General features: G+C 32.6%; 23 protein-coding genes. 8 read left to right on the top strand and 15 right to left on the bottom strand.

Annotated elements, in window-relative coordinates; genetic code table 11:
- The 3 genes from AC13CQ_RS04115 (at position 1) to hemN (ending at position 6,332) form a co-directional block, all read left to right on the top strand.
- Positions 1-3,138 carry a SusC/RagA family TonB-linked outer membrane protein gene (locus tag AC13CQ_RS04115; RefSeq protein WP_456868238.1) on the top strand — a complete coding sequence of 1,046 codons (3,138 nt, stop codon included), beginning with the start codon at positions 1-3 and terminating at the stop codon, positions 3,136-3,138.
- Between the two features lie 11 nt (positions 3,139-3,149).
- On the top strand, positions 3,150-4,820 hold the full coding sequence (locus AC13CQ_RS04120; RefSeq protein ID WP_456868239.1) for a SusD/RagB family nutrient-binding outer membrane lipoprotein: 1,671 nt from the start codon (positions 3,150-3,152) through the stop codon (positions 4,818-4,820).
- A gap of 153 nt (positions 4,821-4,973) precedes the next feature.
- Positions 4,974-6,332: an oxygen-independent coproporphyrinogen III oxidase gene (gene hemN, locus AC13CQ_RS04125; protein WP_456868240.1), complete on the top strand. Its 1,359-nt coding sequence runs from the start codon at positions 4,974-4,976 to the stop codon at positions 6,330-6,332.
- A gap of 42 nt (positions 6,333-6,374) precedes the next feature.
- Here the strand turns inward: hemN and AC13CQ_RS04130 are convergent, their stop codons facing one another.
- The 8 genes from AC13CQ_RS04130 to AC13CQ_RS04165 all read right to left on the bottom strand — a co-directional run bounded on the left by AC13CQ_RS04130 (position 6,375) and on the right by AC13CQ_RS04165 (position 15,062).
- Complete coding sequence (locus AC13CQ_RS04130) at positions 6,375-7,082, bottom strand: sulfite exporter TauE/SafE family protein (RefSeq protein WP_335587761.1); 708 nt, start codon at positions 7,080-7,082, stop codon at positions 6,375-6,377.
- Positions 7,083-7,086: 4 nt separating this feature from the next.
- Positions 7,087-7,533 carry a FixH family protein gene (locus AC13CQ_RS04135; protein WP_008612094.1) on the bottom strand — a complete coding sequence of 149 codons (447 nt, stop codon included), beginning with the start codon at positions 7,531-7,533 and terminating at the stop codon, positions 7,087-7,089.
- 7 nt (positions 7,534-7,540) lie between these two features.
- Positions 7,541-8,962, bottom strand: a complete 1,422-nt coding sequence (gene ccoG / locus AC13CQ_RS04140) for a cytochrome c oxidase accessory protein CcoG (protein WP_008612095.1) — start codon at positions 8,960-8,962, stop codon at positions 7,541-7,543.
- A gap of 197 nt (positions 8,963-9,159) precedes the next feature.
- Complete coding sequence (locus AC13CQ_RS04145) at positions 9,160-10,023, bottom strand: cbb3-type cytochrome c oxidase N-terminal domain-containing protein (RefSeq protein WP_008612096.1); 864 nt, start codon at positions 10,021-10,023, stop codon at positions 9,160-9,162.
- Entirely contained in the window at positions 10,020-10,211 is a 192-nt protein-coding gene (locus AC13CQ_RS04150) for a hypothetical protein (protein ID WP_008612097.1), read from the bottom strand. Before AC13CQ_RS04150 ends, AC13CQ_RS04145 begins: the two co-directional genes overlap by 4 nt.
- Positions 10,212-10,213: 2 nt before the next feature.
- Complete coding sequence (gene ccoN / locus AC13CQ_RS04155) at positions 10,214-12,418, bottom strand: cytochrome-c oxidase, cbb3-type subunit I (protein ID WP_335587759.1); 2,205 nt, start codon at positions 12,416-12,418, stop codon at positions 10,214-10,216.
- Between the two features lie 3 nt (positions 12,419-12,421).
- Positions 12,422-12,619: a cbb3-type cytochrome oxidase assembly protein CcoS gene (gene ccoS / locus AC13CQ_RS04160; protein ID WP_040879581.1), complete on the bottom strand. Its 198-nt coding sequence runs from the start codon at positions 12,617-12,619 to the stop codon at positions 12,422-12,424.
- A gap of 70 nt (positions 12,620-12,689) precedes the next feature.
- Positions 12,690-15,062: a heavy metal translocating P-type ATPase gene (locus AC13CQ_RS04165; RefSeq protein ID WP_456868241.1), complete on the bottom strand. Its 2,373-nt coding sequence runs from the start codon at positions 15,060-15,062 to the stop codon at positions 12,690-12,692.
- A gap of 84 nt (positions 15,063-15,146) precedes the next feature.
- Between AC13CQ_RS04165 and AC13CQ_RS04170 the strand changes: the two genes are divergently transcribed.
- Positions 15,147-15,851 carry a Crp/Fnr family transcriptional regulator gene (locus tag AC13CQ_RS04170; RefSeq protein ID WP_335588132.1) on the top strand — a complete coding sequence of 235 codons (705 nt, stop codon included), beginning with the start codon at positions 15,147-15,149 and terminating at the stop codon, positions 15,849-15,851.
- On the opposite strand, the gene AC13CQ_RS04175 is transcribed toward AC13CQ_RS04170, so the two are convergent.
- Positions 15,848-16,315 carry an ankyrin repeat domain-containing protein gene (locus tag AC13CQ_RS04175; protein ID WP_335588133.1) on the bottom strand — a complete coding sequence of 156 codons (468 nt, stop codon included), beginning with the start codon at positions 16,313-16,315 and terminating at the stop codon, positions 15,848-15,850. The two genes, AC13CQ_RS04170 and AC13CQ_RS04175, sit on opposite strands and share 4 nt — an antisense overlap.
- Before the next feature lie 446 nt (positions 16,316-16,761).
- Between AC13CQ_RS04175 and AC13CQ_RS04180 the strand changes: the two genes are divergently transcribed.
- Complete coding sequence (locus AC13CQ_RS04180; RefSeq protein WP_008612103.1) at positions 16,762-16,956, top strand: cold-shock protein; 195 nt, start codon at positions 16,762-16,764, stop codon at positions 16,954-16,956.
- 169 nt (positions 16,957-17,125) lie between these two features.
- Entirely contained in the window at positions 17,126-17,320 is a 195-nt protein-coding gene (rpsU, locus tag AC13CQ_RS04185; RefSeq protein ID WP_008612104.1) for a 30S ribosomal protein S21, read from the top strand.
- A 30-nt stretch (positions 17,321-17,350) separates the two neighbouring features.
- On the opposite strand, the gene AC13CQ_RS04190 is transcribed toward rpsU, so the two are convergent.
- The gene (locus tag AC13CQ_RS04190; protein WP_335588155.1) at positions 17,351-18,151 is read right to left on the bottom strand and encodes a DUF2797 domain-containing protein; all 801 of its coding nucleotides are present in this window, start codon (positions 18,149-18,151) and stop codon (positions 17,351-17,353) included.
- A 40-nt stretch (positions 18,152-18,191) separates the two neighbouring features.
- On the opposite strand from AC13CQ_RS04190, the gene AC13CQ_RS04195 reads away from it, so the two are divergent.
- Both AC13CQ_RS04195 and AC13CQ_RS04200 read left to right on the top strand, forming a co-directional pair.
- Positions 18,192-19,712: a GH3 auxin-responsive promoter family protein gene (locus AC13CQ_RS04195; RefSeq protein ID WP_335588134.1), complete on the top strand. Its 1,521-nt coding sequence runs from the start codon at positions 18,192-18,194 to the stop codon at positions 19,710-19,712.
- A 149-nt stretch (positions 19,713-19,861) separates the two neighbouring features.
- A complete protein-coding gene (locus AC13CQ_RS04200; RefSeq protein ID WP_482882710.1) occupies positions 19,862-20,296 on the top strand; it encodes a hypothetical protein in 435 nt (144 codons plus the stop codon).
- A gap of 72 nt (positions 20,297-20,368) precedes the next feature.
- On the opposite strand, the gene AC13CQ_RS04205 is transcribed toward AC13CQ_RS04200, so the two are convergent.
- The 5 genes from AC13CQ_RS04205 to AC13CQ_RS04225 all read right to left on the bottom strand — a co-directional run bounded on the left by AC13CQ_RS04205 (position 20,369) and on the right by AC13CQ_RS04225 (position 25,024).
- Positions 20,369-20,500 (bottom strand): hypothetical protein, encoded by a 132-nt coding sequence (locus AC13CQ_RS04205; RefSeq protein ID WP_337901644.1) that lies wholly within the window; start codon positions 20,498-20,500, stop codon positions 20,369-20,371.
- Positions 20,501-20,621: 121 nt separating this feature from the next.
- The gene (locus AC13CQ_RS04210; RefSeq protein ID WP_335588136.1) at positions 20,622-20,840 is read right to left on the bottom strand and encodes a hypothetical protein; all 219 of its coding nucleotides are present in this window, start codon (positions 20,838-20,840) and stop codon (positions 20,622-20,624) included.
- A 450-nt stretch (positions 20,841-21,290) separates the two neighbouring features.
- The gene (locus tag AC13CQ_RS04215; protein WP_456865154.1) at positions 21,291-22,646 is read right to left on the bottom strand and encodes a serine hydrolase domain-containing protein; all 1,356 of its coding nucleotides are present in this window, start codon (positions 22,644-22,646) and stop codon (positions 21,291-21,293) included.
- A 60-nt stretch (positions 22,647-22,706) separates the two neighbouring features.
- Complete coding sequence (locus AC13CQ_RS04220) at positions 22,707-23,735, bottom strand: dipeptide epimerase (protein WP_456865158.1); 1,029 nt, start codon at positions 23,733-23,735, stop codon at positions 22,707-22,709.
- Between the two features lie 29 nt (positions 23,736-23,764).
- Positions 23,765-25,024, bottom strand: a complete 1,260-nt coding sequence (locus tag AC13CQ_RS04225; protein WP_482882711.1) for a RagB/SusD family nutrient uptake outer membrane protein — start codon at positions 25,022-25,024, stop codon at positions 23,765-23,767.
- Positions 25,025-25,183: the final 159 nt, after the last annotated feature.

Genomic DNA, 25,183 nt, shown 5'->3' on the forward strand with positions numbered 1-25,183 from the left:
ATGCGTAAAAAACTATTACCTATTTTGGTGTTTGCGTTTCTTTTATTCAGTAATGTATTACTGGCGCAAGAAAAAACTGTATCAGGTACAGTCACAGATGGTGATGACGGAATGCCATTGCCAGGTGTAACCGTAGTTGTGAAAGGTACAAGTAATGGAACCTCTACAGATTTTGATGGGAATTTCACTCTAGATGGTGTAGCACAAGATGCAACATTAGTAATTACAATGATAGGATATTCCTCTCAAGAATTAAATACAACTGGAAAAACCAATTTTACCATTTCCATGAGTGTAGATGCTCAGCAATTAGATGAGGTAGTTGTAACATCTTTAGGTTTAACTAGAGATAAAAAATCCTTAGGATATTCTGTTACCGAATTAGACGGAGAGAGTGTTTCTTTAGTAAAAGAGTCTAACGTAGCTAGTTCTTTAGCAGGTAAAGTAGCTGGGGTTGTAGTTACCAAATCTACTTCTGGAGTAGGAGGTGGAACTAGAGTTGTTATTCGTGGAAATAATTCTATTACAGGGAACAATCAACCTTTATATGTTGTTGATGGGGTGCCAATAGATAACACTTCTTTAGCAACTTCTAATGGAGCTGAATATTCTGTTCCAGATTTAGGAAATGGAATCTCGGATATAAATCCAGACGATATAGAAAGTATGTCGATATTAAAAGGACCAAATGCAGCAGCACTTTATGGGTCTAGAGCTAGTAATGGGGTTATTATTATAACAACCAAAAGTGGAAGAAGAACAAAAGGACTTGGAGTTTCTTATACCTCTAGTGCTACTTTTGATACTCCTTTAGTATTACCAGAATACCAAAATCAATTCGGAAGAGGTAATAATGGGAATTTTCCTCAGGTAGATTCTACAGCAGGTTTGGCAACACAAGTAAATTCAGTAACTAGCAATGGTGGATCATGGGGTCCAAGATTTGATGGTTCTCAACGTCTTGAATTTGATGGAACAATGAAGCCATATTCTGCACAGCCAAATAATGTAAAAGATTTTTTTGAAACCGGATCAAGTATGGTTAATACTTTGGCTTTAACAGCTGGTTCAGAAAAAGCAACAGTACGTTTTTCTTATACAAATTCTGACTTAGAATCAATCTTACCAAACTCTAATGTAAAACGTAATAATTTTAATTTAAGAGGTACAGCAAATCTTTCTGATAAATTATCTTTAGATGCTAAAATCACTTATTTTTTACAGGATGCTAAAAATAGACCAACTCAAGGAACAGAAGGAGTTGTTGCTTATGTGTATCCTTTAGCAAGAAATATTGATGTTAATGATTTAAAGAATTATCAAGATTTAGAAAATCCAATAGATCCTACCAATCCATATAGAGTTATTGCTCCAACATCTTCAGGTGGAAACCCATATTGGATGTTAGAAAACGATTATAATGGAGATACAAGAACCCGTGTTACTGGATTTGCAAAATTAGAATATAAATTTACAGATTGGTTATCTGCTTTTGCTAGAGTTGGTACAGATGCAGTTCAACAAGATACTGAGGCATATGAAGCAACTGGACATCACTTTTTTCCTGATGGAAGAATCCGTTTTAGTAAAAATGATAGAACAGAAACAAATTACGATTTCTTATTAATGTTTAATAAAGATGTAGGAGGGAACTTTAATATTTCTGCAAATGCAGGAGGGAACATGAGACATTCTACATTTATTTCTTCTTCTACAAATGGATATGATTTTAAGATTCCAGGAAAGTATTTTTTAGATAATACAGATGGTTCTCAACTTACAGCAACACAGTCAGATTTAATAGAAAAAAGGGTTAACTCGGTTTATGGATCTACATCATTTTCTTATAAGGATATGGTGTATTTAGATCTTACTGCTAGAAATGATTGGTCTTCTGCATTGGCAGCAGAAAACAGATCGTATTTCTATAGCTCTGCTAGTGTGAGTGTACTTTTAAATGAAATATTTAATCTTCAAGAGTCTAATATTAACTTATTGAAGCTTAAAGCAAGTACAGCTAGTGTTGGTAACGACACTGGGGCTCAGCAAATAGTAAATTTATTTTCAGTAGCATCAAATGGATATTTAGGAAACACACAAATTAATAGACCTAATATTAGATTTAGTGAAAGCCTTCAGCCAGAAGATGTAAAATCAAATGAATTTGGTTTAGAGTTCAAAGCTTTCAATAATAGATTATATGCAGACTTTGCTTATTACGATATTAGTAGTAAAAACTTAATCTTTGATGTTCCTGTAGATCCTGGTACTGGATACGATTTCTTTAGAGAAAATGTAGGGGAGATTACTAACAAAGGTTTTGAGATATTAGTGGGAGGAACTCCAGTAAGCAATCAGAACTTTGGTTGGGATGTCTCTGTAAATATGGCTAAGAATAAAAACGAATTAGTAAGTTTAATTGATGGGCAAGAAAACTTTACTTTTAGTTCTAGTAATGGAGGGATTGTAGATGTAAGAGCTCAAGTAGGAGAAGGATATGGAGATATCTATGCTACCGATTGGTTGCGTAACGATAATGGAGACCTTGTTTTAACTGCTGAAGGTCGCCCACAAGCAACTTCAGAGCGTGTGAAAGTAGGAAATTATCAGCCAGATTTTTCAGGAGGTTTTACAAATACTTTTAGAATTAAAGATTTTACATTAAACGCTTTAGTCGATTTTAGAGTTGGTGGAGAAGTGTTTTCTTATACAGATGCACAACTTGATGCAACAGGAGTTTCTAAAAAATCTTTACAATACAGAGATGGTGGTGTTGTAGTAGATGGTGTTATTGATGACGGTAATGGTAATTATACCCAAAATACAGAGAATATTACTGCTCAAGAATATTGGGGGGCTGTAAGTGGGATAGGTTCAGAATATGTGTTTTCTCAAACAAATGTACGTTTAAGAGAATTGAGTTTAACTTATAACTTACCTTCTAAATTTTTGGATCGTTCCTTCTTAACAGGTTTGTCTTTAAGTGCAGTAGGTAGAAACTTATTCTTTATTTACAAAGAAGCTGATAATTTTGATCCAGAATCTAGTTACTCAACTTCTAACTTGGGGCAAGGAGTGTTATTTTATGCGCTTCCAACAACAAGAAGCATCGGACTTAGTTTGAACGTTAAATTTTAAAAATGTACGCCATGAAAAAATTCAAATATATAACAGGTCTTTTGTGCCTCCTAGTAGGAATATCTTGTACAAAAGATTTTGACGAAATAAATACAAATAATCAAGGCTTTACCTCAGATGAGGTGAGTGCAAAATATTTCTTAACTAGTGCTCAGGTTGGTCTATATGCTCCTGGTCGTTTCGAATATTGGAGAGCCCATTTAATTCATACCGATAGATTTGCGGGGCATTTTACTTTTGGAATGAACCAAAGTTGGTGGGCAGATGGACTTTCTTACACTTATGATCCTGGATATACAGATGCGGCATACGACTGGCTCGCAGGATATTTTGGAAATATTAAATCGTTTGGAGATTTAACAGCTGAAGGAGGAGAGTTTGAAAATCAGTTTATGTATGCAATGTCCTTAATTATGAAAGGACTTTATTACCAAATGTATACAGATACTTTTGGTATGGTTCCATTTAGTGAAGCTGGAGTAGAGGGGGTTTTGACTCCTAAATATGATACTCAAATGGAAATTTATAAAGGTATTATTGCAGATCTTGATACTGCTATGAATATTATTGGAGATGAAGAAAGAACAGGTTTAGGAATTGATGATGCAGGAGCTAATGATGTTTACTGTGGAGGTGATTTACAGTTGTGGAAAAAATTAGCAAATACTTTAAAGTTAAGATTAGGAACTCGTGCTTTAGGAGCTCCTGGTGAGAATTTTGCAACTCAAACTATAACAGAAGCAATGTCGCAGCCTCTTTTAGATGCTGGAAGCGGTAGTGTAACAATGAAAAAAGACTTTGTTATTAGTGAGTGGACATCTTCTTCTTATGGAGATGTATGGAATGATTTTGGAGCAGGATCAGACTGGACTGTTAGTCAGCCTCTTATTAATTTACTTCAAGATAATAACGATCCAAGGTTAGCTATCTATGCAAAACCAGCTAAAGGAGGGACTTTTAATTTTGAAAATGATGGAGATGATGATTTTATGGAGAGAGTAGATTTTATGGAAGCTGCTTTAATAGCTGCTGGTGCTACTTATACAAGAACAGATAATGGAAACACTGTGGTGTTAGAAGTACCATCAGGGCAATATATTGGTCAGCCAGTTAGAATGAATGGTTTAACTATGCCATACGTTCGTTATGACCTGTTTAGTACTCCTTCGGATGCTATTATCCAGCCAAGAGGTAAAGAAGCAGAAGGATATCCAGAAATAATAATTAGTAGTGCAGACTCTTATTTTTTACAAGCGGAAGCTGCTGTTAAAGGTATTGGCTCTGGGGATGCGCAAGCTTTATTTACTTCTGGTATAAAAGAGGCTATGAAGCTATGGAATATAGGAGAAGGAGATGCAGATACTTATATTGCATCAAGTGCTATTGCTGATATTTCTGTAGGAACAACAGAAGAGAAATTAGAAAAAATAGCATTACAGCGTTGGTTGGCAAGCTATACAGATGGTTTTGAAGCTTGGGCAGTTGTAAGAAAAACTGGTTACCCTCAAGAGTTAGCTGCTGGAGTTAACAACCAAACTATTTTTGAATTAGGAACTTTAAATGGAGCATACCCACAAAGGCTTCGTTATGGGACTGGAGCACAGGCAAATCCTAATTTTAATGCTGCAATTAGTACGCAAGGACCAGATGCGCAAGGAACAAAATTGTGGTGGGCAAAATAGAATACTGTTAGTTAATTAATATTCCCTCATTGGTCGTCTAAATTTATTAGACGACCTTTTTTTATATAATATATTTATGGGGATAACTAACTGATAATTATCATTTTTTGCAGAGTCTTATAGTAGTATTTTTGTGTGGCAAATTGTGAGATTATGAGTAATTCTTTAATTCAAAAATACAATGTTCCTGGACCTAGATATACAAGTTATCCTACAGTGCCATTTTGGGACTCAAGTACTTTCTCTTCCGAAAAGTGGAAAACTTCAATTAAGCAATCGTTCTCAGAAAATAATGGAGAGTTAAGTCTTTATATTCATTTACCATATTGCGAAAGCTTGTGTACTTTTTGTGGGTGTCATAAGCGAATTACAAAACGACATGAATTAGAATCGCCGTATATAAAAACTCTTTTAGAAGAGTGGAAACTATATTTATTTTTATTTGAAACTACTCCTAAAGTTAAAGAAATTCATCTAGGAGGTGGGACTCCAACTTTTTTTTCAGCAGAAAACCTCAAGCAATTAATCGATGGGATTTTTAAATATGCTGAAAAAGCAGATGATTATGAATTCAGTTTTGAAGGACATCCAAATAATACAACAAAGGAACATTTACAAACACTATATAATTTAGGGTTTAGAAGGGTTAGTTATGGGGTTCAAGATTATAATCTGGAGATACAGCAAGCAATACACAGAATACAACCTTTTGAAAATGTAAAAAAAGCGACCGATTTGGCTAGGGAGATTGGTTACACATCTATAAGTCATGATTTAATTTTTGGTTTGCCATTTCAGAAAATGGAACATGTGGTAGATACTATCAATAAAACCTTGTTATTAATGCCAGAACGAATAGCTTTTTATAGTTATGCTCATGTGCCATGGGTAAAGGGAAACGGGCAGAGAGGGTTTGATGAAAATGATATTCCGAAGGGAGATGAGAAACGTACTTTGTATGAAACTGGTAAAAAATTATTGGAAGAGTTGGGGTATGTTGAAATCGGAATGGATCATTTTGCGCTAAAAAGAGACAGCCTAACCATGGCGATGAATGAGAAAGAATTACATCGTAATTTTATGGGATATACTACCCAAAAAACAAATATGATGATTGGGCTTGGAGTATCTAGTATAAGCGATAGTTGGTATGCATTTGCTCAAAATGTAAAAAATATAGAGGAGTACTCGCAGTTGGTGGAAGAAGGAATTATACCCGTTTTTCGGGGACATGTTTTAGATAAAGAAGATTTGATAATTAGGAAGCATATTTTAAATTTAATGTGTAACCTTCAGACTTCATGGGAAAGTTCTGATAGCATTTTTGAAGACTTACCTAATGTAGTGACTGCTCTATCTGAATTTGAAAACGATGGACTAATTTCAATTTGTAGAGGTCGGCTTATTGTAAATGAAAAGGGGAGACCATTTGTAAGAAATATTTGCATGGCTTTTGATATGTACTTAAAGAAATCAAAACCTGAAAATAAGTTATTCTCAATGACTGTTTAGTAGCTTTTTAGAGTTTAGAGAGGGGTGCTCAAAAAAATATTTTTAAGGAACAATACAATCGGGATTGGCTTTTACCATTAATTGAATGTCCGATGGCGACAGGTATGGGATTCCCAAACCTAAGCCGCGTACAATAAATAATATACCTATACAGATAACGAAAACAGGAATTGCTTTCGTTATTTTTTTTCGTACAGAAACCGATAAGAAATTGCCTAAATAAACAGCACTTGTCATTAACGGAATGGTTCCTAATCCGAAGAAAACCATATAGATGGAGCTTTGGTAGGGATTGCCTAATGCTATGGCAGTAAATAACGCCATATAAACTAATCCGCATGGGAGGAACCCATTTAAAAAGCCAATTGAGAAGAGTGCTGAAGTTTTTTTCTTTTTAAGCTGTTTTCCTAATGCCGATTGTACTCTGGAAATCCAAAGCATCATCTTTTTTGTAATGAGATTACTTTTAGTTTTTTTTAAAGGAATTAATGCAATTAAAATAATAATAATGCCTATAATTATTGATAAGCGTTGTTGTAGTCCGCTTACAAAAAGCCCTTTTCCTAGCCATCCAAAAATAAAACCAATAAGGGCATAAGTCAAAATTCTTCCTGAATGATAAATTACAATTTGAAATGCTTTTTTTGTTTTGTTTTTATGATCTAATGGTAATAAAAAGGCAATAGGGCCGCACATTCCAATACAATGGAAGCTTCCTAACATTCCTAATATTACTGCAGATAAAAGCATAGTTTTATAAACTTAATTCTTTTTTATAGTAAAACCCTTCATTGTGGTAACTCCAATCTACCTCTATATTCCAACGTCCGCTAGGAAGTTTTTCTTCAGGAATCAAAAAAGTAGAATTAGTAAGTTTCAAAATAGTATTAAAGTCTAATTTTTTATTGGAAGGACGATAGAGAAATACCTCGCCTGTAACTTCCTCCACATTAATTTCAGAAGGGAAAGTAATAAGCAATCCTTCGGCAATGTTTTCAACATTTAATTGAAATCCTTTTTCCTTAGCTTTTTGAGCTTTATTAATTTTACTTTGGTATTCGAGTTCCTTTTTATAGTAATCTTTGGTTACTAAATCGTGGTCGTATATTTTGTTAGTATTCATCTTGATAACAAAGTACATGATGAAACTAATAAATAGTACAAAGGCAATAATAATTCCTGTTCCCCAGTTAAATTTCATGGCTTTTTTATTTTCTGTAACTTCTTGGACCTAAAAATGTAGTCGAAGTTGTTTCGATTAATGTATTGTTGCTAAAGACACCAATTTTTAATGTCGTTTTATCTTTTTGTAAAAAGGCTTTATCAATTTCAATAAATAAAGTTCCTTCGTGTAATCCTTCTTTAGGAATGTCAAAATTTTCCTTAGAAACTAATTTAACTTCTCCTTTGGGGCTTAATAATTCAAAATGAATATTATCAATTTCTTTTACTGTTTTATTGATAATTTTAAAGGTATAGACATTGCTAATAATATGCTCCCCTTTGTGTTCATAGAGTTGTCCAGGAAGTCTAAGAACACTTGCTTCTACATCGTTTCTTAAAAATAACATTCCTATAAGGAGACCTATTAAAATTAATAAAACAGCAGCATAGCCTTTTAGTCTAGGAGTAAGTTTAAAAGAAGCCTTTTTTTCAATATTCTCTTCACTTGCATAGCGAATTAACCCTTTTGGTAAATTCACCTTTTCCATAATTGTATTACACTCATCAATACAAGCAGTACAATTAACACATTCTAGTTGTGTTCCATTTCTAATATCAATTCCAGTGGGGCAAACATTTACACATTGTTTGCAGTCTATACAATCTCCAACCCCAAGCGCATCTCTATCTTCTCCTTTTTTGAATTTTTTTCTTCCATTTTCAGCCTCTCCACGTTTATGATCGTAGGCCACAATGATAGATTTAGTGTCGAGGAGTACGCCTTGTAATCTTCCGTAGGGACAAGCAATAATACAAACCTGTTCTCTAAACCACGCAAAAACAAAATAGAAAACTGCTGTAAATATGAGTAATGAAATAAGGGTTGAAATATGGTCAAATGGGTTCTCGGTTATATAGCGTAAAAGTTGATCGCTCCCAATGAGGTAAGCAAGAAAAACATTAGCTATAATAAATGAAATACAAAAAAAGATAAACCATTTTAAAGTTCTTTTTCTAATTTTTTCTGCGTTCCATTCTTGCTTTTCTAAACGCATTTGCGCACCACGGTCGCCATCAATCCAATATTCAATACGTCTAAAAACCATTTCCATAAAAATGGTTTGTGGGCAAATCCATCCACAAAATATTCTTCCAAAAGCTACAGTAAATAAAGTAATAAAAACTACTCCAATAATCATGCAGATTACAAATAGATAGAAGTCTTGTGGCCAAAACGGGAAACCAAAAATATTAAACCTTCGTTCTAAAACATTAAAAAGCAAAAACTGATTCCCGTTAATTTTAATGAAAGGCGCTAAAATTAAAAAGGAAAGCAGGAAATAACTCACATATTTACGATATGTATAGAATTTTCCATTTGGTTTTTTTGGAAATACCCATGCTCTTTTCCCTTCTTCATTAACAGTACCGATAGAATCTCTAAAATTTTCTTCGGACGTTTCCATATGCTGTTTTTATAGGTTTAAATCCCTTATAGAGGGTTTAATTCTCTTACGCTTTACGTAAAAAGAATTATTTGTTTTGTTAGATTCCTTCGGGGTTCATTCCGAGGGAGTTGATTCTATATAAAAAAGTGGTTTATCTTTTTTAAGATTGAATAGTATAACACAACAACCTTATAGTTTTTGGTTGCTGTATATTATTATTCAGTTACTTCAGCTTCTTTCCAAATATCTCCTTCTGGTTCTTTTGGGTCTGTAGGATTTGTTCCGTGTAAGGTTAAAATATAACTAGCAACCAATTGTATTTCAGAAGGTTTGAGAGATTGTTTCCAAGCAATCATTCCTTTTCCACTTCGTCCACCTTCGGTTATTGTATGGAATATGTTTTTTATTCCTCCCCCTAAAATCCAGTAATCATCGGTTAGATTAGGACCAATAGCGCCTCCTCCATCTGCACGGTGACAAGCAACACAATTTATTTTAAATATTTCAGCTCCCTTTTTAATATCTCCATCTTCTGTTAAGGCTACTACAGTTTTAGCATCTACTAAATCTACCGCAGTTTTTTTGTATTCTTCAATAGCAATTTTTGCAGCAGCAACTTCTTTTTCATATTCTACTTTTTGAGAATCGCCATTTAAAACTTCATATTTAATTAAATAAATGGCTGCAAAAAGTATACTTGCATAGAATCCATATAACCACCATGGCGGCAATGAATTATCTAGTTCTTTAATTCCGTCGTAATTATGATCTAAAATAATTTCCCCTTCTTCTTCAATAGGTTTTGTTTTGGTTAGTTTTTTAAGAAGGTTTTTATACCATGAATTTTCTTCAGCTTCTTTAAGTTGTTCTTCAGACAACAGCGCTTTTGTAAGGCTATTCATGGAAGCTACAACTATTTCAACAGCAACAAGTAGTAGTGTAAATAACACTAGAAATATAGCTACTTGTGGATATTCTATAAAAGCTGGTTTACTTCCAGAATCTATAAAATATTCAGCAGCACAAAAAACAATAAAAACTATTAGTAGAACTCGTAAATATGATGTAAAATTTCTCATGATGTTAGGTCGGTTTTATCGTTATTGTCTAATGGAAACTGACTCAATTTATTGATATAATCTTTTTTAGCAGTAAAAACCCACCAAAATAGAATTACAAAAAAGACGAAAAATATAAGTAGGGAAAAGATGGGGTAGATTGCAACCCCGTCTATCGATTCCATGTAATTTTTAACAAACTTCATCATAACTATTTGGTTTTACTAGTTGATTCTTCTTGATTGAAATCTATTTTTATATCAGTTCCTAATCGTTGTAAATAAGCAATTAACGCTACAATTTCACGATTCTTCATTTCTACAAAATCTTCATTATTAAGTTCAGCTGCACGCTTATCTTCTTCATAAGTTTCTTTAAAATCAGGATCTTGATATAAGTTTTGTTCTATAGTATGCGCTTGTTTGTCCATGTCTTGTTGCGCATTAGCTATTTCTTCTTCCGTATATGGAACTCCAAGTTTTACCATAGCTTTCATTTTAGCTTCTATGTCAGATCGGTCGAGTTCGTCCATAATTAACCAACGGTAAGAAGGCATAATACTTCCTGCGGATGTACTCTGTGGATCGTACATATGGTTAAAGTGCCAGTTGTCGTTATATTTTCCTCCAATACGATGTAAATCTGGTCCAGTACGTTTACTTCCCCATAAAAATGGATGATCGTAAACATATTCCCCTGCTTTGGAATATTCTCCGTAGCGCTCTACTTCACTTCTAAAAGGACGAATCATTTGTGAATGACAAGAAACGCATCCTTCTCTAATATAGATATCCCTTCCTTCTAATTCTAATGGGGTGTAAGGCGTAACACTTGAGATGGTTGGGATATTAGATTTAACCAATAATGTGGGCACAATTTGAACGATTCCTCCAATTAGAATAGCTATAGTTGCTAGAATTGTTAATTGTACGGGTTTTCTTTCTAACCAACTGTGGAAATTTTCTCCTGAAAGTCTCTTTTTAGAAACTCTTGTTAAAGGAGCAGCTTCCGCTAATTCATCCTTAACATCTACCCCTAGCTTAATAGTTTTTACGGCATTGTAAACCCCTATGGCAGCACCAATTAAATACATGGTTCCTCCTGCGGCTCTCATAGCGTACATTGGAATGATTTGCTGTACTGTTTCTAAGAAATTTCCGTAGAGCAACGTTCCGTCTGGATTAAATTGATTCCACATGGAAGCTTGTGTAAATCCAGCTACATACATTGGAAGTGCATAAAGTATAATTCCTAACGTTCCAATCCAGAAGTGGAAGTTGGCTAATTTTAATGAATATAACTTTGTTTTGAACATTTTTGGAACTAGGTAATAAATCATTCCAAATGTTAAGAAACCATTCCATGCTAATGCCCCTACGTGTACGTGTGCAATAATCCAATCGGTAAAATGCCCAATAGCATTTACAGATTTTAAAGAAAGCAAAGGACCTTCAAATGTTGCCATTCCGTAACCTGTAATAGCTACCACAAAGAATTTTAAAACAGGATCCACACGAACTTTATCCCAAGCTCCTCGTAAAGTTAAGAGTCCGTTTATCATACCTCCCCAAGAAGGCATTAATAACATTACCGAAAATGCAACCCCTAGATTTTGAGCCCATTCTGGTAAGGCAGTATATAATAAATGATGAGGTCCAGCCCATATATAAATAAATATTAGCGACCAAAAATGTACAATTGATAGTCTATATGAATAAATAGGTCTGTTGGCAGCTTTTGGAACAAAGTAATACATAAGTCCTAAAAATGGAGTTGTAAGGAAAAACGCTACTGCATTATGTCCGTACCACCATTGTACTAAAGCATCTTGCACCCCTGCATATACAGAATAGCTTTTCATGGCGCTAACTGGAAGTTCGATATTATTGAATATATGTAATACTGCAACGGTTACAAAAGTTCCTAAATAAAACCAAATAGCAACATATAAATGGCGTTGTCTTCTTTTAAGAATAGTACCAATCATATTAATTCCAAAGGCAACCCATATTACTGCAATAGCAATATCTATTGGCCATTCTAATTCTGCATATTCTTTAGAAGAAGTATATCCTAAAGGAAGCGAAATTGCTGCGGCAACAATAATAAGTTGCCATCCCCAGAAATTTAAACCACTTAAAAAGTCGCTATACATTCTAGCTTTTAAAAGTCTTTGTAATGAGTAATAAACTCCAGCAAAAATTGCATTTCCTACAAAAGCGAAAATAACTGCATTTGTGTGTAAAGGTCTTAATCTACCAAAGCTTAACCACGAGACACCGTCGGTTAGGTGTGGGAATATAAATAAAAATGCGAGCAGTAGACCTACTAGCATTCCAACTAATCCCCAGAACATAGTAGCATAAAGAAACTTCTTTACAATTTTGTTGTCGTAGTAAAATTGTTCCATTTCCATAGTTTATGATTGTTGTTTATTTTTGGTTTTACAAGTTTCAGTTTTACAAGAATCTTTTTTTATTTCATCTTCAAATAACATACGTACAGAGGGAGTGTAACTATCGTCATATTGCCCAGATTTTACAGCGCTTATAAAGGCAATAAAAAAGATTAAGGCAATTAAAATACTTATTGATAATAGTATATATATAACACTCATGATTGTATATTGTATTGCAAAATTATGGGCAACTATTATCAAAAAGAATGACAATTATCATGTTGCCTTATCAAATTAATTTTCTACTTACAAAATTTGTACACAACGTTGTAAAAACAACAATACTAATAGAGCTTAGCGGCATTAAGATTGCTGCAATAACGGGAGATAAATGCCCGGTAACAGCAAATAATAACCCTATAATATTATAGATAAAAGACAGTATAAAACTTGCTTTGATAATGTTAATGCCTTTTTTGCAAGTGTTTAAATACTTGTTTAATTCAGTAATATTTCTAGCGTCTAATATTGCGTCGCAGGCAGGGGAGAATATATTTACATTTTCTGAAATAGCTATCCCAACATCGCTTTGCTTTAGAGCACCAGCGTCATTGAGACCGTCGCCAATCATTACTATTTTAGCACCTTCTTCTTGATGATGCTTTATGTAAATCAATTTATCATAAGGTTGCTGGTTAAAAAGCAACTTTGTATTTATAGGAAGTAATTTACATAAATTTTCTTTTTCACTTGCATTATCTCCAGATAAAATTACGAGTTCATATTTTTTATTGAGTTTATTAAATAGTTTAGAGATGCCTTTTCTGTATTGGTTATAAAAAACATACCTTCCTTTATATTTATTATTTGTACTAATATGAACACTCGTTTTTAGCGCTTCTTTTGCAGCATTTTTATTAACAAAACTTGCAGAGCCTACTTTGATATTTTGATTGTTTACACGGGCTTCCAGTCCTTTTCCTGTAGTTTCTTTAAATTCATCTAAAGAAATAATATTGTTTGCTTTTAAAAGTTGATAAAGCTGTCTGCTTAATGGATGGTTGGAGCCTCGGAGGGTGTTTTTTAATAAAATCTCTTCATCTGCATTCAGGACTTCGCCCTCGTAGGTAATTGTGTTTTTATTGGAAGCTGTAATAGTTCCAGTTTTGTCAAAAATTATGGTATCTATTTTTGCTAATTTTTCAATTACAAACCCATCTTTTAAATAAAAGCCTTTTTTGCCAAAAATCCGTAATAAATTCCCTAATGTAAAAGGTGCAGAGAGTGCTAAGGCACATGGGCAGGCTATAATTAAAATAGCTGTAAAAACATACATTGCTTGAGAAGCATCTTTCCATAACCAATAAAAGAGAGATGAAAATGCTATGATTAAAATTGCAATGGTAAAATATTTACTTATTTGGTTGGTAATACTTTTAAAATTAGTTGTATTTTCTTTCTTAAAGGCATCGTTACTCCAAAGTTGCGTTAAATAACTTTGAGAAACAGTTTTTAAAGCTTCTACCTCGATACTATTTCTTGTTTGTTTCCCACCAGCAAATATTTTATCTCCCGAAGTTTTAGTAACAATATCCGACTCGCCAGTAACAAAGCTATAATCAATTCTTGCCTCTCCTTTTATAAGAATACAGTCAACAGGGATAATTTCTTCACTTCTAATTAAAATTCGGTTCCCTTTTTTTACGTCTTGAACTTGAATGTTTTCTTCTTGATTGTTATTTTTAATCACTGTAACTCCTATGGGGAAGTAGCTTTTATAGCTTCTTTCAAAAGACAAAAAGTTGTATGTTTTCTGCTGAAAAAATTTTCCAATTAGCAGGAAGAATACAAGCCCAGACAGACTGTCGAAAAAGCCTTGGCCAGTACCGCTTATAATTTCGTAGGTACTTCTTATAAAAAGAACAGCAATTCCTAAGGCAATAGGGATGTCTATATTTAATATTTTAGATTTTATGCCTTTATATGCCGAGATAAAATAATCGGAAGAAGCATAGAAAACTACGGGCAGTGAAAAGGCAAACATAATCCACCTAAAGAAAGGTTTGTAATGGTCAAGCCAATATTCATTTACTTCAAAATATTCAGGAAACGATAAAAACATGATGTTTCCGAAGGCAAAACCAGCAATTCCGAGTTTGTATATTAGACTTCTGTTAATAGAAGTGTTTTCTGTATTCTTATTTTCTAGATTTATTTTAGGTTCATAACCAATAGTAGCCAATAAAAGCACAAGACTTTTGAGGTTATAACTTTCGGTTTTATATGTTACTCGAATAGTTTTTTTTGGGAAATTAACCTGAGCATCTTTTACATTTGAATTTATTTTATGGAGATTTTCCAAAACCCATATACAAGAGCTGCAATGAATTGTTGGGATGTAAAGATTTACAATTTGGAGGTTATCATCATTAAATTCAAGAAGACTTTCAACGATTTTTTGATTTTCTAAGATATCATATTTTCCACGAATTTCTTTTGGAGTAATCCCTGGATTTTTATCTAAATCGTAATAAGACGTTAGGTTGTTATCTGAAAATATTTGATAAACAGTTTTACAACCATTACAGCAAAAAATCTTATCATCAAAAAATAAGGAGTCTTGCTCACAATCTAGACCACAATGAAAACATGAATTGCTCAATTTCTTAGTTTTAAAAGGTCAAATCTCTATAAATATATAAATAAAAAGTATGATATTTGTCATTGTAAAATGATTTAATGAATAATGCAAAGCGCTACAGAGATGAGTAAATGTGAACAATGTATAGTGCGAAAATTTAGTTCCTTAAAAAGCTTAGACAAATCAGAATTAATAAGTATTTCTGAATGTAAAACTTCTCAACAAATAGAAAAAGGCTCTTTTCTTTTTGAAGAAGGAGATCATTTAAATGGAGTTTATTGTATTAAGTCTGGGATTTGTAAGCTTACAAAATTGGCTTCTAATGGAAAGAGTCATATTGTAAAATTCATCAAAAAAGGAGATTTATTAGGGCAACGAAGCATTGTTAGTGATGATGCCGTTGGATTATCGGCAACAGCTATAGAAACAATGGATGTTTGTTTTATTCCGAAATCGGAAATACTTTCTGTATTTAAAAACAATGCTAATTTTTCTGCGAATATAATAAATGACATCTGCTATGATTTAAAATTGGCAAATGAGCATATAGTGCAAATGGCACAAAAACCGGTTAAATCTAGGTTTGCTTCTTCATTGCTAAGCTTATATGAAGAATTTGGAGTTGATAAAGAAGGCTTTTTAAAAATATCCCTTTCCAGAGAAGAATTTGCCAACATTGTAGGAACAGCTACAGAATCTATGATTAGAATGATTTCCGATTTTTCAAAAAAGGAATTGATTGAGACCGAAGGAAAAAAAATAAAATTACTAAATAACGTTAAGTTAGGACTTTTGGCAGAAGACCTCTAGTTTAAGATAGCTATAATTTCATTATGTTTTTGCATTTTTGCATGGTCTAACGCTGTTAGTCCATTTGCATCTTTAATGGCTTTGTCAGCATCATTTTTAAGTAACAGCTTAATAATTTCTGGTCTCCCAAAAGTAGCAGCAAAAATTAATGCAGTACTCCCGTTACCATTTGATAAATTTACACTTGCATTATGAGCAAGGAGTAATTCTGCAATGGTAATATATCCTTTAAAACAAACGCCCATTAAAGCGGTATTTCCTGAAGCATCTTTTGCATCTATTTCTGGATTGAACTTTAAAATGGTTCTTGCCACCTCATTGTTTCCATAATAAGTTGCCAATAATAAAGGAGTAGAACCACGTTGATCTCTCTGGTTTACCAATTCAGAATTTTTGGTAAGCAGTTCTTCTACTTTGTTTAAATCTTCAGATCGGATGGCATTAAATAATTCTTCTGTTTTCATGTGTAATTTTAAGAATAAGTACGCTATTAAAGCACTTCTCTCAAAAGTACAATTTTAGGCTGATAATTGGTGTTGATTTAGATTAGAATTAATAATGTAACTATTTATTTTTTTTGAAGTTAATAATGTTTTTCTTTGGAAAAAGGAGCTAAGTAAGATTGAGCAGAGTTGTAAAATACTGATAATCAATAAAAATATAGAAATAAACTAGAAATAAATAGATTAATCCGAAATAAAGACGTTTCTTTGCACTCAATAGCAATGAAGCACATACAAAATTTGGTATTTTTTATCCTTCCGAGAATTTATTATCCCACTTTTTTTTAGACTTTTTGCCACAGATACATAATTTCTTGTAATTGTGTTCTTGTCAATTTTTATAATTGATGTGCACAGCCTACATGATTTTATTGTATCGACTTATAAAAATTTAAAATTATTATACAATGAAAGAAGGGACAGTAAAGTTCTTTAACAGAACCAAAGGATTTGGATTTATCACTGAAGATGGTAGTAATGAAGATATCTTTGTACACGAAAGTGGTTTAATTGATAACATCAATGAAAACGACAAAGTAAGATTTGAAACCGAAAGAGGTAGAAAAGGAATGAATGCAGTAAACGTAGAAATCGTTGACTAAGCATTTATAAAAATAAAACCATCCTTATTTTGAGGGTGGTTTTTTTTAATTCCATTTACTGGGGTTTATCTGGCGCTTTTGCGCTCTTGTAATTAAAATGATTTTCGTTTAGCTACTTTGTAGATTTGCTCTGAAGTAGTTTTTATTAACTATAAATAATATACGCACTATGCTTATAATTCCGATTAAAGAAGGTGAGAACATTGATAGAGCCTTAAAAAGATACAAACAAAAGTATAGAAAAACACAACAATTAAAGAAGCTACGTAGCAACCAACACTTCACAAAACCTTCACAACAAAGAAGAGAAGAAGTTGCAAAAGCTATGTACAAGCAAGAATATCAAAGAAAGTTAGAGGATTAACCTCTAACTTTTTTCTTTTTACTCTTATTTTTAAGAAGGCATACTATTTATATTCACTACTAAGCCTTCATTTGCTCTGATATTAAAAACAGTTTGGTCTTCAAAGATTAAATACTGACCTTTTATTCCTTTTAAAACCCCAGTGTATTCGGGAGTTTTAGATAAATTGAGACTTTTTGGTTTTACAGGGTATGCTTCCACTGGAAATTCAATGGTTGTTTCTTCATTTTGATTAATAAAATAAGGCAACGCTTCCTCAGGGATGTATTGTTTTAACTGGTCTCTATAGGCAGCTAAATTTTCGTCTGTAATATCATTTTGGAGCATTTTGCGCCAATTTGTTTTGTCAGAAACGTGGTCTTTTAAGGCAACTTCCATAATTCCCGCTAAATATCTATTAGGAAGTTCTGCTATTTCAATAGCTTCATGTGCTCCTTGGTCTATCCATCTAGTTGGAATTTGACTCTTTCTAGTAACACCAACTTTTATACTGCTAGAATTTGCTAAATAAACAATATGCGGCTGTAATTGGGCTTCTTTTTCGTAAGCCAAATCTCTATCTTCAATATCCAAATGTGCTTTACTTAATTCGGGCTTTAAAATCCAATCGGCAGCTTTTGGAGTTTCAAAAAAACAACTTTTGCAAAATCCTTGTCGGTATATAGGTTTGTCTAAATGACAAGAAAGACATTCGAATTTTATAAACTTAATTTGAATCTTTTTATTGAGAAGCTGATTGAAATTTAGGTAGTTGTTTTCAAAGACTAAGTAGTAATTTATTGGTTTTGTGTATTCAGTTTGCATTTTAGTGAGAACACCTTCGAACATGATAAAAGTTTTTTCCTATTTTTATCAAATATAATTTAAATAAATGTCAATTCCATTATTCAACTCGATTGCTTCATGGCTTTTAAAAAAGCGTTTTCATCAGATGGAACTTTTTTTAAAATATCCAGGAGAAGTACAAACAGAGGTGCTTATTCAATTAATGTCTGTAGCTAAAGATACCGAAATGGGGAAGAAGTATGTTTTCTCCGAAATTGAGTCGTATGCTACCTTTGCCGATCGTGTTCCAATTGTTCGCTATGAAGATATTGAACCAATGATTGAAAGAGCTCGCAAGGGAGAAAGTAATATTTTTTGGCCTTCAAATATAAAATGGTTTGCAAAAAGTAGTGGAACTACCAATGCTAAAAGTAAGTTTATTCCTGTAAGTACAGAGTCGTTAGAAGATTGTCATTTTAAAGCAGGGAAGGATATGCTTTCTCTTTATTTTAATAACAATGAAGACTCTAAGCTTTTTACTGGAAAAAGTTTAAGACTTGGAGGGAGCAAGGAGCTGTATCAAGATAATAACACTTTTTTTGGAGACCTTTCAGCAATAATTATTGATAATATGCCTTTTTGGGCAGAAATGAGTAGTACGCCTAGCAATAAGGTGTCTTTAATGAGTGAGTGGGAAAGTAAGTTGGCAGCTATTGTAGAAGAAACAGTTAGGGAAGATGTTACAAGTCTTGCCGGAGTACCATCTTGGATGCTTGTTTTGTTGAATGAAGTTTTAGAAAAGACAGGAAAAAATCATCTGTTCGAAATATGGGAGAATTTAGAAGTATACTTTCATGGAGGAGTAAGCTTTAACCCATATAGAGAACAATATCAAAAAATATTACCACGAAAGAATTTTAGGTATTACGAAATTTATAATGCTTCTGAAGGCTTTTTTGCTATTCAGGACCGTAATAACTCGGACGAATTATTATTGATGCTTGACTATGGTATTTTTTATGAATTTATCCCGATGGATGTTTATGGAACCCCAAATGAAAAAGTAATTCCACTTTGGGAAACAGAAATAAATAAAAATTACGCTATTGTAATTACCACAAATGCGGGTTTATGGCGCTATTTAATTGGAGATACCGTGCGTTTTACGTCAACGTCTCCTTACAGGATCAAAGTAACAGGGAGAACAAAACACCATATTAATGTTTTTGGAGAAGAGCTAATTATAGAGAATGCTGAGGAAGCCTTACAAAGAGCCTGTAAAGAAACAGGGGCTGAAATAATAGATTATACTGCAGGGCCTATTTTTATGCAAGGAAAAGAAAAAGGAGCGCATGAATGGTTGATAGAATTTAGAAAATTACCAGAAGATATTAATGTTTTTGCTGGGGTAATGGACAATGCGCTTAAAACTCTTAATTCTGATTACGAAGCTAAGCGTTATAATAATATTACACTTAACATGCCAACCATACATATTGCAAGAAAAAATCTTTTTTATGATTGGTTAAAGAAATACGATAAGTTAGGAGGACAGCACAAAATCCCTAGACTCTCTAGCAATAGGCATTATCTAGAAGAGTTACTGGAAATGAGTAAAGGAAACTAATTTTTCTTTGGAAAAATTAGCTAGATATTGAAAGATAAATGTAGAAGTGTTTTTGTAGAGGTATTAGCTATAAGTTGAACAGACCAAAAAAAATATTAATAAATTTAAATAATCAAACTCTAATATGAATCCATAACTGAAGTTGAAAAATGAAATTCCTGATTAACAAACCATATCTGATTTTTTGGACATCTATTCCGATAATAATCTTGTTCGGAATTTTGACTAAAGCAGACTCTTTCGGATTTAATATTTACGACACTTATTTTATAATTGCAACTAATGATTTAATAATCCTGTTTTCATTCCTTTTTGGAATAATCGGGCTTGGATATTGGACTATGCTGAAAGCAAATAGAAAACTATCCAAATGGCTGAATTTCACTCATATTATGCTGACTTTTGGAGGAATTTTGATAATTTGGATTTTATCTCAGCTTTACAGAGAATCGATAAAGGAATTTGATTTTAATGATAATCTGACTTTTGCAATCTATTCAATCGCTTTGATTACTGTTTTCGGACAAATAATATATCCGATTAATATTGTAAGCGGATTAATAAAAAGTAAACCCAGTGGCTAACATGTGTATCAGGTACACCTTATAAAATAATTACTATTTTTTTATAAACACGTTGGCAACAACTTGAAACAATTAAATGTGAATTAATTCAAATGCATAATTATAATCTATTAAGCTTTTGCTTTTTTCATTTTCTAGCCAAGCTTTTTCCTCATGGCTTTTCTCCATTATTTGGGTAGCATTATACCCTCTAAATGTACTCACAATAATAACTTTTGTGATTATATTCGAATTTTTATTTTCGAAATTCTAAAGTGTTTTTTTTAATTTGTAAGGTCATTTTCTTACCTGTGATTGGACTTTTCATAATTAACTTGTTTTTAGTTTAATCCTTAAACGGGAATTCCATAAAGAATTCAGCTTTATGGAAAGAAATGCAAATTGCTTGGTCTGTGATTTGAGAGATAGTCAGCTTAATATAAATTTGTTGCCCTTTAATTATTTTACCAAAAATCCACATTTCAGTACCTCCTTGTTGAGCTTCCTCTAAAGGACCTTTACTGTAATCCTCAATTTCTAGATTGAGAATTATTTCTTCACGCATTTTAGCAGTGATATTTATATCTGCAAGATTTTGAATACTATTTTTAGGACGATTGGAGAAGATAATGCCCCATACTTTAATAATCCTTCAGTTTTTGCAAGAAAGATTTTACAATTGATTTATCTGCCATTTTTACGCGTCAAATTCAATCTAAATATAAATGTATTTTAAATATAAAACACTATAAAGTTGATTTTAAATATATTATATAGTGTAATTTCAACTTTAAAGTGTAAATTAAATTAGCTTATGTCATTCCCTATTAAAACACCAACCCATTATAAAATTTCTACTTTAGTTTGTTGCTAAAAGTATCCTATACAATTGCCCTAATTTTCTTATGAAAGACCAGTAGAAGATTTGTGTATCTCTATTTTCTAGTAAAAAATTGGTTGTAATAATTTGATTTATAGTGATTTTACTTCAAAGGTGTTTGCTTGAAAAACCTTTTTAGATAAGGTTTAAAAGTAACTTGATAATTTCACTTTTTTCAGTTTCATTATTCATGATATAAAATTCTTTTAATTTAGAAAGATCATTTTTATCCCATATTAAATGCTTGTTGTTCTCAAACCAAGATTTTATATTTTCTGTGGAGAGATTGCAAATTTCTTTTTCTAATATATCATCACCTTTTAATGAGGGTACATTTAATGTTTTACCTTCGGTTACATATTTGTCCACCTCTTCTCGAATAGGAACCATATAAGGACTATGAGTGTTGTTTAAAATTATAATAACACTTTTGGTATTTATAAAGCGTTTGATGTACGATTTATTTCCTGCCCAACTTCCTGTATGATATATGGTTTTGTTTTTTGCTGTTGTATCTGTAATATGCCACCCATAACCATAGTCTGAAGGATCTTTGCTAGGAGGATGAGGAGTGAAGGCTAAAGCTTTACTTTTTTCATTTAAAAAATTGGGAGTGTGAAGAATGCTATCCCATTTCAATAAATCATTAACAGATGTTGAAAGTCTTCCCGAGCCATACCTGCCACTTAAAAAGGTGTAATATTTTTTTCCTTTTAATAATTCAGGTTTATCAAAAGAGCAAGTTTTTGGGTTTAACATGTAGCCAGGAGCATAATTTTTTGCTGTCCAAATATTATCTCGTTCCCAAAAACTACTGTTATTCATTTGGGCAAGTTGGAAAAGATATTCCTCTAAAAAAATATCAAGTGTTTTACCGCTTACTTTTTTTACTATAACCGCCAAAAGCACAAAACCAGAGTTGGAGTAGTGGTATTTTTCTCCAGGAGTACTCTCTAAAGGAGGCTTGCTTTCTGTAAAATAATTAAGGATATCTTGGTTATAAGCTATGGTTGTTGTATCCCATTCTTTTTTAAAATATGCTTCATAATCTTTTAAACCAGAAGTATGCGTTAGTAAATGTTGTATTGTAATTTGATGATACGGAAAGTTATTGCCTAGATATTTATAAGCATATTCATTTATATCTAACTTGTTTTGTTGAGCTAATATTTGAATAGCAGCAGCAGTAAATTGTTTGGATACCGAAGCAACTTCCATAGCTGTAGAAGGGGTAAAAGGAGTTTTTAATTGAAAATTAGCAACACCATATCCTTTTTTAAAAATAAGTTTTCCGTCTTTTTTTATAGCAACAGCACCATTAAACATTCCTTTGTTGGTAAGGTCATTAAAAAAGGAATTTAGGAGACTATCATTTTTGAAAGTATTTTCCGTCTGCACTACTTTATTAATCTCCTTTTTGCAAGCTGTAGAGAAAAGAATAAAAAAACTAGTACATAGGTAGAAGAAAATGTTTTTTATATTGTATTTCATTTCTTGATGTATTATATCATACTGCTAAAAGAATTATCCTTGTTAGCATTAGGGGTATGGTTACAAATTATGATTAGGTATTTTATAGGTAGAAATTTCTTTCCAGTTGACATTTGCAAGTCCGATGCCAGGATTTTTATTAACATGAATAACCCCTTGGTTAACTTGATGAGCTGTAAAAGGATCGTTTTTTATACCAAGATTGCCATCTAAATCAACCCAATCTGCTAGTGCGCCTAATTGTGCCGCGGCTCCAATAGCACATGAAGTTTCCGACATACAGCCTAGCATTACTTTTAGATTCATCATTTTTGCTGTTTGTGCCATTTTGTATGCTTCTCTTAACCCTGTAGATTTCATCAATTTTATATTAATGCCATGATAGAAATTAGAAGCATTTTTTACATCGGAGAAGCGTTGGATTCCTTCATCGCCAATTATGGGGAGAGGAGAATGTGCTGCAAGCCATGTAAGGTCATCATAAGAGGTTTTTGGGAGCGGTTGTTCAATAAAAACAGCACCTAACTCTTTTAACCAAAAAGTTTTTTCTAAAGCTTCTTCTTTAGAATTCCACCCTTGGTTGGCATCAATAAAAAGAGGCTGATTTGTAGCTTTTTTAATGGTGTCAACAATTTCTTTATCATTTTTTCCTCCCAGTTTTACTTTTAGAAATTTAAATTTTTTTGCTTCTATTACTCGCTCTTCAATAATTTTAGCAGTATCAATGCCAATTGTTTTACTGGTATAGAGTTCTTTATTTTTCAATCCAAAATAGGAGTGTAGAGGGATTTTTAAAAGTTGACCAATTAAGTCGTGCAGCGCTATATCAATAGCTGCTTTTATTGCAGGATTGTTTGGAGATATAGCATCTATATAATTTAAAATATCTTCTGTATTGAAAGGATTTTTAAAAGTTGATAAATCAATTTTTTTCAAAAAATTTATGGCTGTTTGAAAGCTTTCTCCATACAGTGGAGGCATAGAAGCTTCACCATAACCTGTATAATTATCAAACTTCAGCTGAATTAAAATTGCAGGGGTGCTAGTTCTAGCACCGCCTGCAATTCTAAATACATGCTTTTTCTCCAAATTATATGGTTTATATGATAATGAGAACATTAATAACCTGGATTTTGAGGTTTAATATTTGGATTAGCATTGAGTTCATCCAATGGAATTGGAAGAATGAATTTGTCGTTAGGGTAGGTTGCTTCAATACTATTTTCACCTTGAATAATACTTACATCCATTTTATTTCTGTTGAGGTCGAATAATCGGTTTCCTTCAAAGGCCAATTCTTTTCTTCTTTCTTCAATTATTTTATCGATTAAAGCTTGTCCAGTTTCAGTTACATCTTCTGTAGTTGGATTTGCTCGTTTCATAATGGTTTCTAGATCAGCTTGTGCTTTATCAAACTCATTATTTTTTGCATAAGCTTCTGCTCGAATAAGGTATTGTTCTGAAAGACGTAAAATCCTAATATTGTCGGTGTATTGGGTTCCTTCTGGAAATTTAAATACAAATAGGGCATTGTCTTCAGCTCCTTGCTTTGATCCTTCTGTAACAGTTGTTTTTCTAATGTCGTTGGCATCATAACTGTTGTATAAATCTGGTGTTACTAATGCATCAGCATAACCACTTGGGTCAAAATAATGTCCTAAACTATTAGTTCCTTCATTATCTGCAATGGTATTTATGATTTCAAATATAGACTCACTATTAAATTCACTTGCCCAGATATCACTATAGTTTTCATTTGAAACTAAAGAATAACCTCCTTTTTCAATAACTTCAGAGCTGTACTTTATAGCGTTACTATAGTTATCCTGATAGATAGCTACCCTTGCAGCTAATGCTTTTGCTGCATAATTTGTAAATCTCCCGTCATTATTTGTAGATGTCAAATTAGAAATAGCCATATTTAAATCGCTGTTTATTTGAGCATAGACTTCACTTACTGTGTTTCTAGATGGAGAGATATTCTCATCTGTTGAGGTATTAACAAGCGGGATTCCTAAATGGTCGGCTGCTGCTGTGAAGTTATACGGCTGTGCAAATAAGCGTGCTAAATCAAAATGAGCAAGTGCTCTAACGGCATATGCTTCTCCAATTAATTGATTAATTTCATTTTGTTGTTCAGTAGTTGTTGCTTCTAGCTTTTCACCTCCATCTATTACTTTAGTGGCATTTGCAACTACTTCATATATAGCATTCCAAGTATCTTCTACGTAAGTATTTTCTTCATTTACTATAAAATTATCAAAGTCAAGATACCTTCCTGTATTTCTAGAGCTTAAGTATAAATTATCGGCCATTAGTTCAGGAATTACATACATGCTTCTTCCATAATAAGCATCACTTTGAAGTTTACTATACACGCCATTAACTGCTGTTTGGTATAATACTCCCCAAATTTAGGACAGGAAATTAAGTTGTAATTTTAACCCTGTCAATATGAAAACATCAAGAAGAAAATTCAGCGCATCCTTTAAGGCCAAAGTAGCCATTGAAGCGATAAAAGAGCAGACAAGTATACC

The sequence above is a fragment of the Galbibacter sp. L-19 genome, assembly GCF_056857615.1.

Excerpts from the sequence above, each read along its gene's own strand:
- AC13CQ_RS04175 (WP_335588133.1), bottom strand. The coding sequence starts at position 16,315 with ATGAAAACAGAAGAATTATTTAATGCCATCCGATCTGAAGATTTAAAC.
- AC13CQ_RS04170 (WP_335588132.1), top strand. The coding sequence starts at position 15,147 with ATGCAAAGCGCTACAGAGATGAGTAAATGTGAACAATGTATAGTGCGA.
- hemN (WP_456868240.1), top strand. The coding sequence starts at position 4,974 with ATGAGTAATTCTTTAATTCAAAAATACAATGTTCCTGGACCTAGATAT.
- ccoG (WP_008612095.1), bottom strand. The coding sequence starts at position 8,962 with ATGGAAACGTCCGAAGAAAATTTTAGAGATTCTATCGGTACTGTTAAT.
- AC13CQ_RS04210 (WP_335588136.1), bottom strand. The coding sequence starts at position 20,840 with ATGCGTGAAGAAATAATTCTCAATCTAGAAATTGAGGATTACAGTAAA.
- AC13CQ_RS04195 (WP_335588134.1), top strand. The coding sequence starts at position 18,192 with ATGTCAATTCCATTATTCAACTCGATTGCTTCATGGCTTTTAAAAAAG.
- AC13CQ_RS04130 (WP_335587761.1), bottom strand. The coding sequence starts at position 7,082 with ATGCTTTTATCTGCAGTAATATTAGGAATGTTAGGAAGCTTCCATTGT.
- ccoS (WP_040879581.1), bottom strand. The coding sequence starts at position 12,619 with ATGAGTGTTATATATATACTATTATCAATAAGTATTTTAATTGCCTTA.
- ccoN (WP_335587759.1), bottom strand. The coding sequence starts at position 12,418 with ATGGAAATGGAACAATTTTACTACGACAACAAAATTGTAAAGAAGTTT.
- AC13CQ_RS04120 (WP_456868239.1), top strand. The coding sequence starts at position 3,150 with ATGAAAAAATTCAAATATATAACAGGTCTTTTGTGCCTCCTAGTAGGA.
- rpsU (WP_008612104.1), top strand. The coding sequence starts at position 17,126 with ATGCTTATAATTCCGATTAAAGAAGGTGAGAACATTGATAGAGCCTTA.
- AC13CQ_RS04145 (WP_008612096.1), bottom strand. The coding sequence starts at position 10,023 with ATGAGAAATTTTACATCATATTTACGAGTTCTACTAATAGTTTTTATT.
- AC13CQ_RS04135 (WP_008612094.1), bottom strand. The coding sequence starts at position 7,533 with ATGAAATTTAACTGGGGAACAGGAATTATTATTGCCTTTGTACTATTT.
- AC13CQ_RS04215 (WP_456865154.1), bottom strand. The coding sequence starts at position 22,646 with ATGAAATACAATATAAAAAACATTTTCTTCTACCTATGTACTAGTTTT.
- AC13CQ_RS04115 (WP_456868238.1), top strand. The coding sequence starts at position 1 with ATGCGTAAAAAACTATTACCTATTTTGGTGTTTGCGTTTCTTTTATTC.
- AC13CQ_RS04180 (WP_008612103.1), top strand. The coding sequence starts at position 16,762 with ATGAAAGAAGGGACAGTAAAGTTCTTTAACAGAACCAAAGGATTTGGA.
- AC13CQ_RS04200 (WP_482882710.1), top strand. The coding sequence starts at position 19,862 with ATGAAATTCCTGATTAACAAACCATATCTGATTTTTTGGACATCTATT.
- AC13CQ_RS04150 (WP_008612097.1), bottom strand. The coding sequence starts at position 10,211 with ATGATGAAGTTTGTTAAAAATTACATGGAATCGATAGACGGGGTTGCA.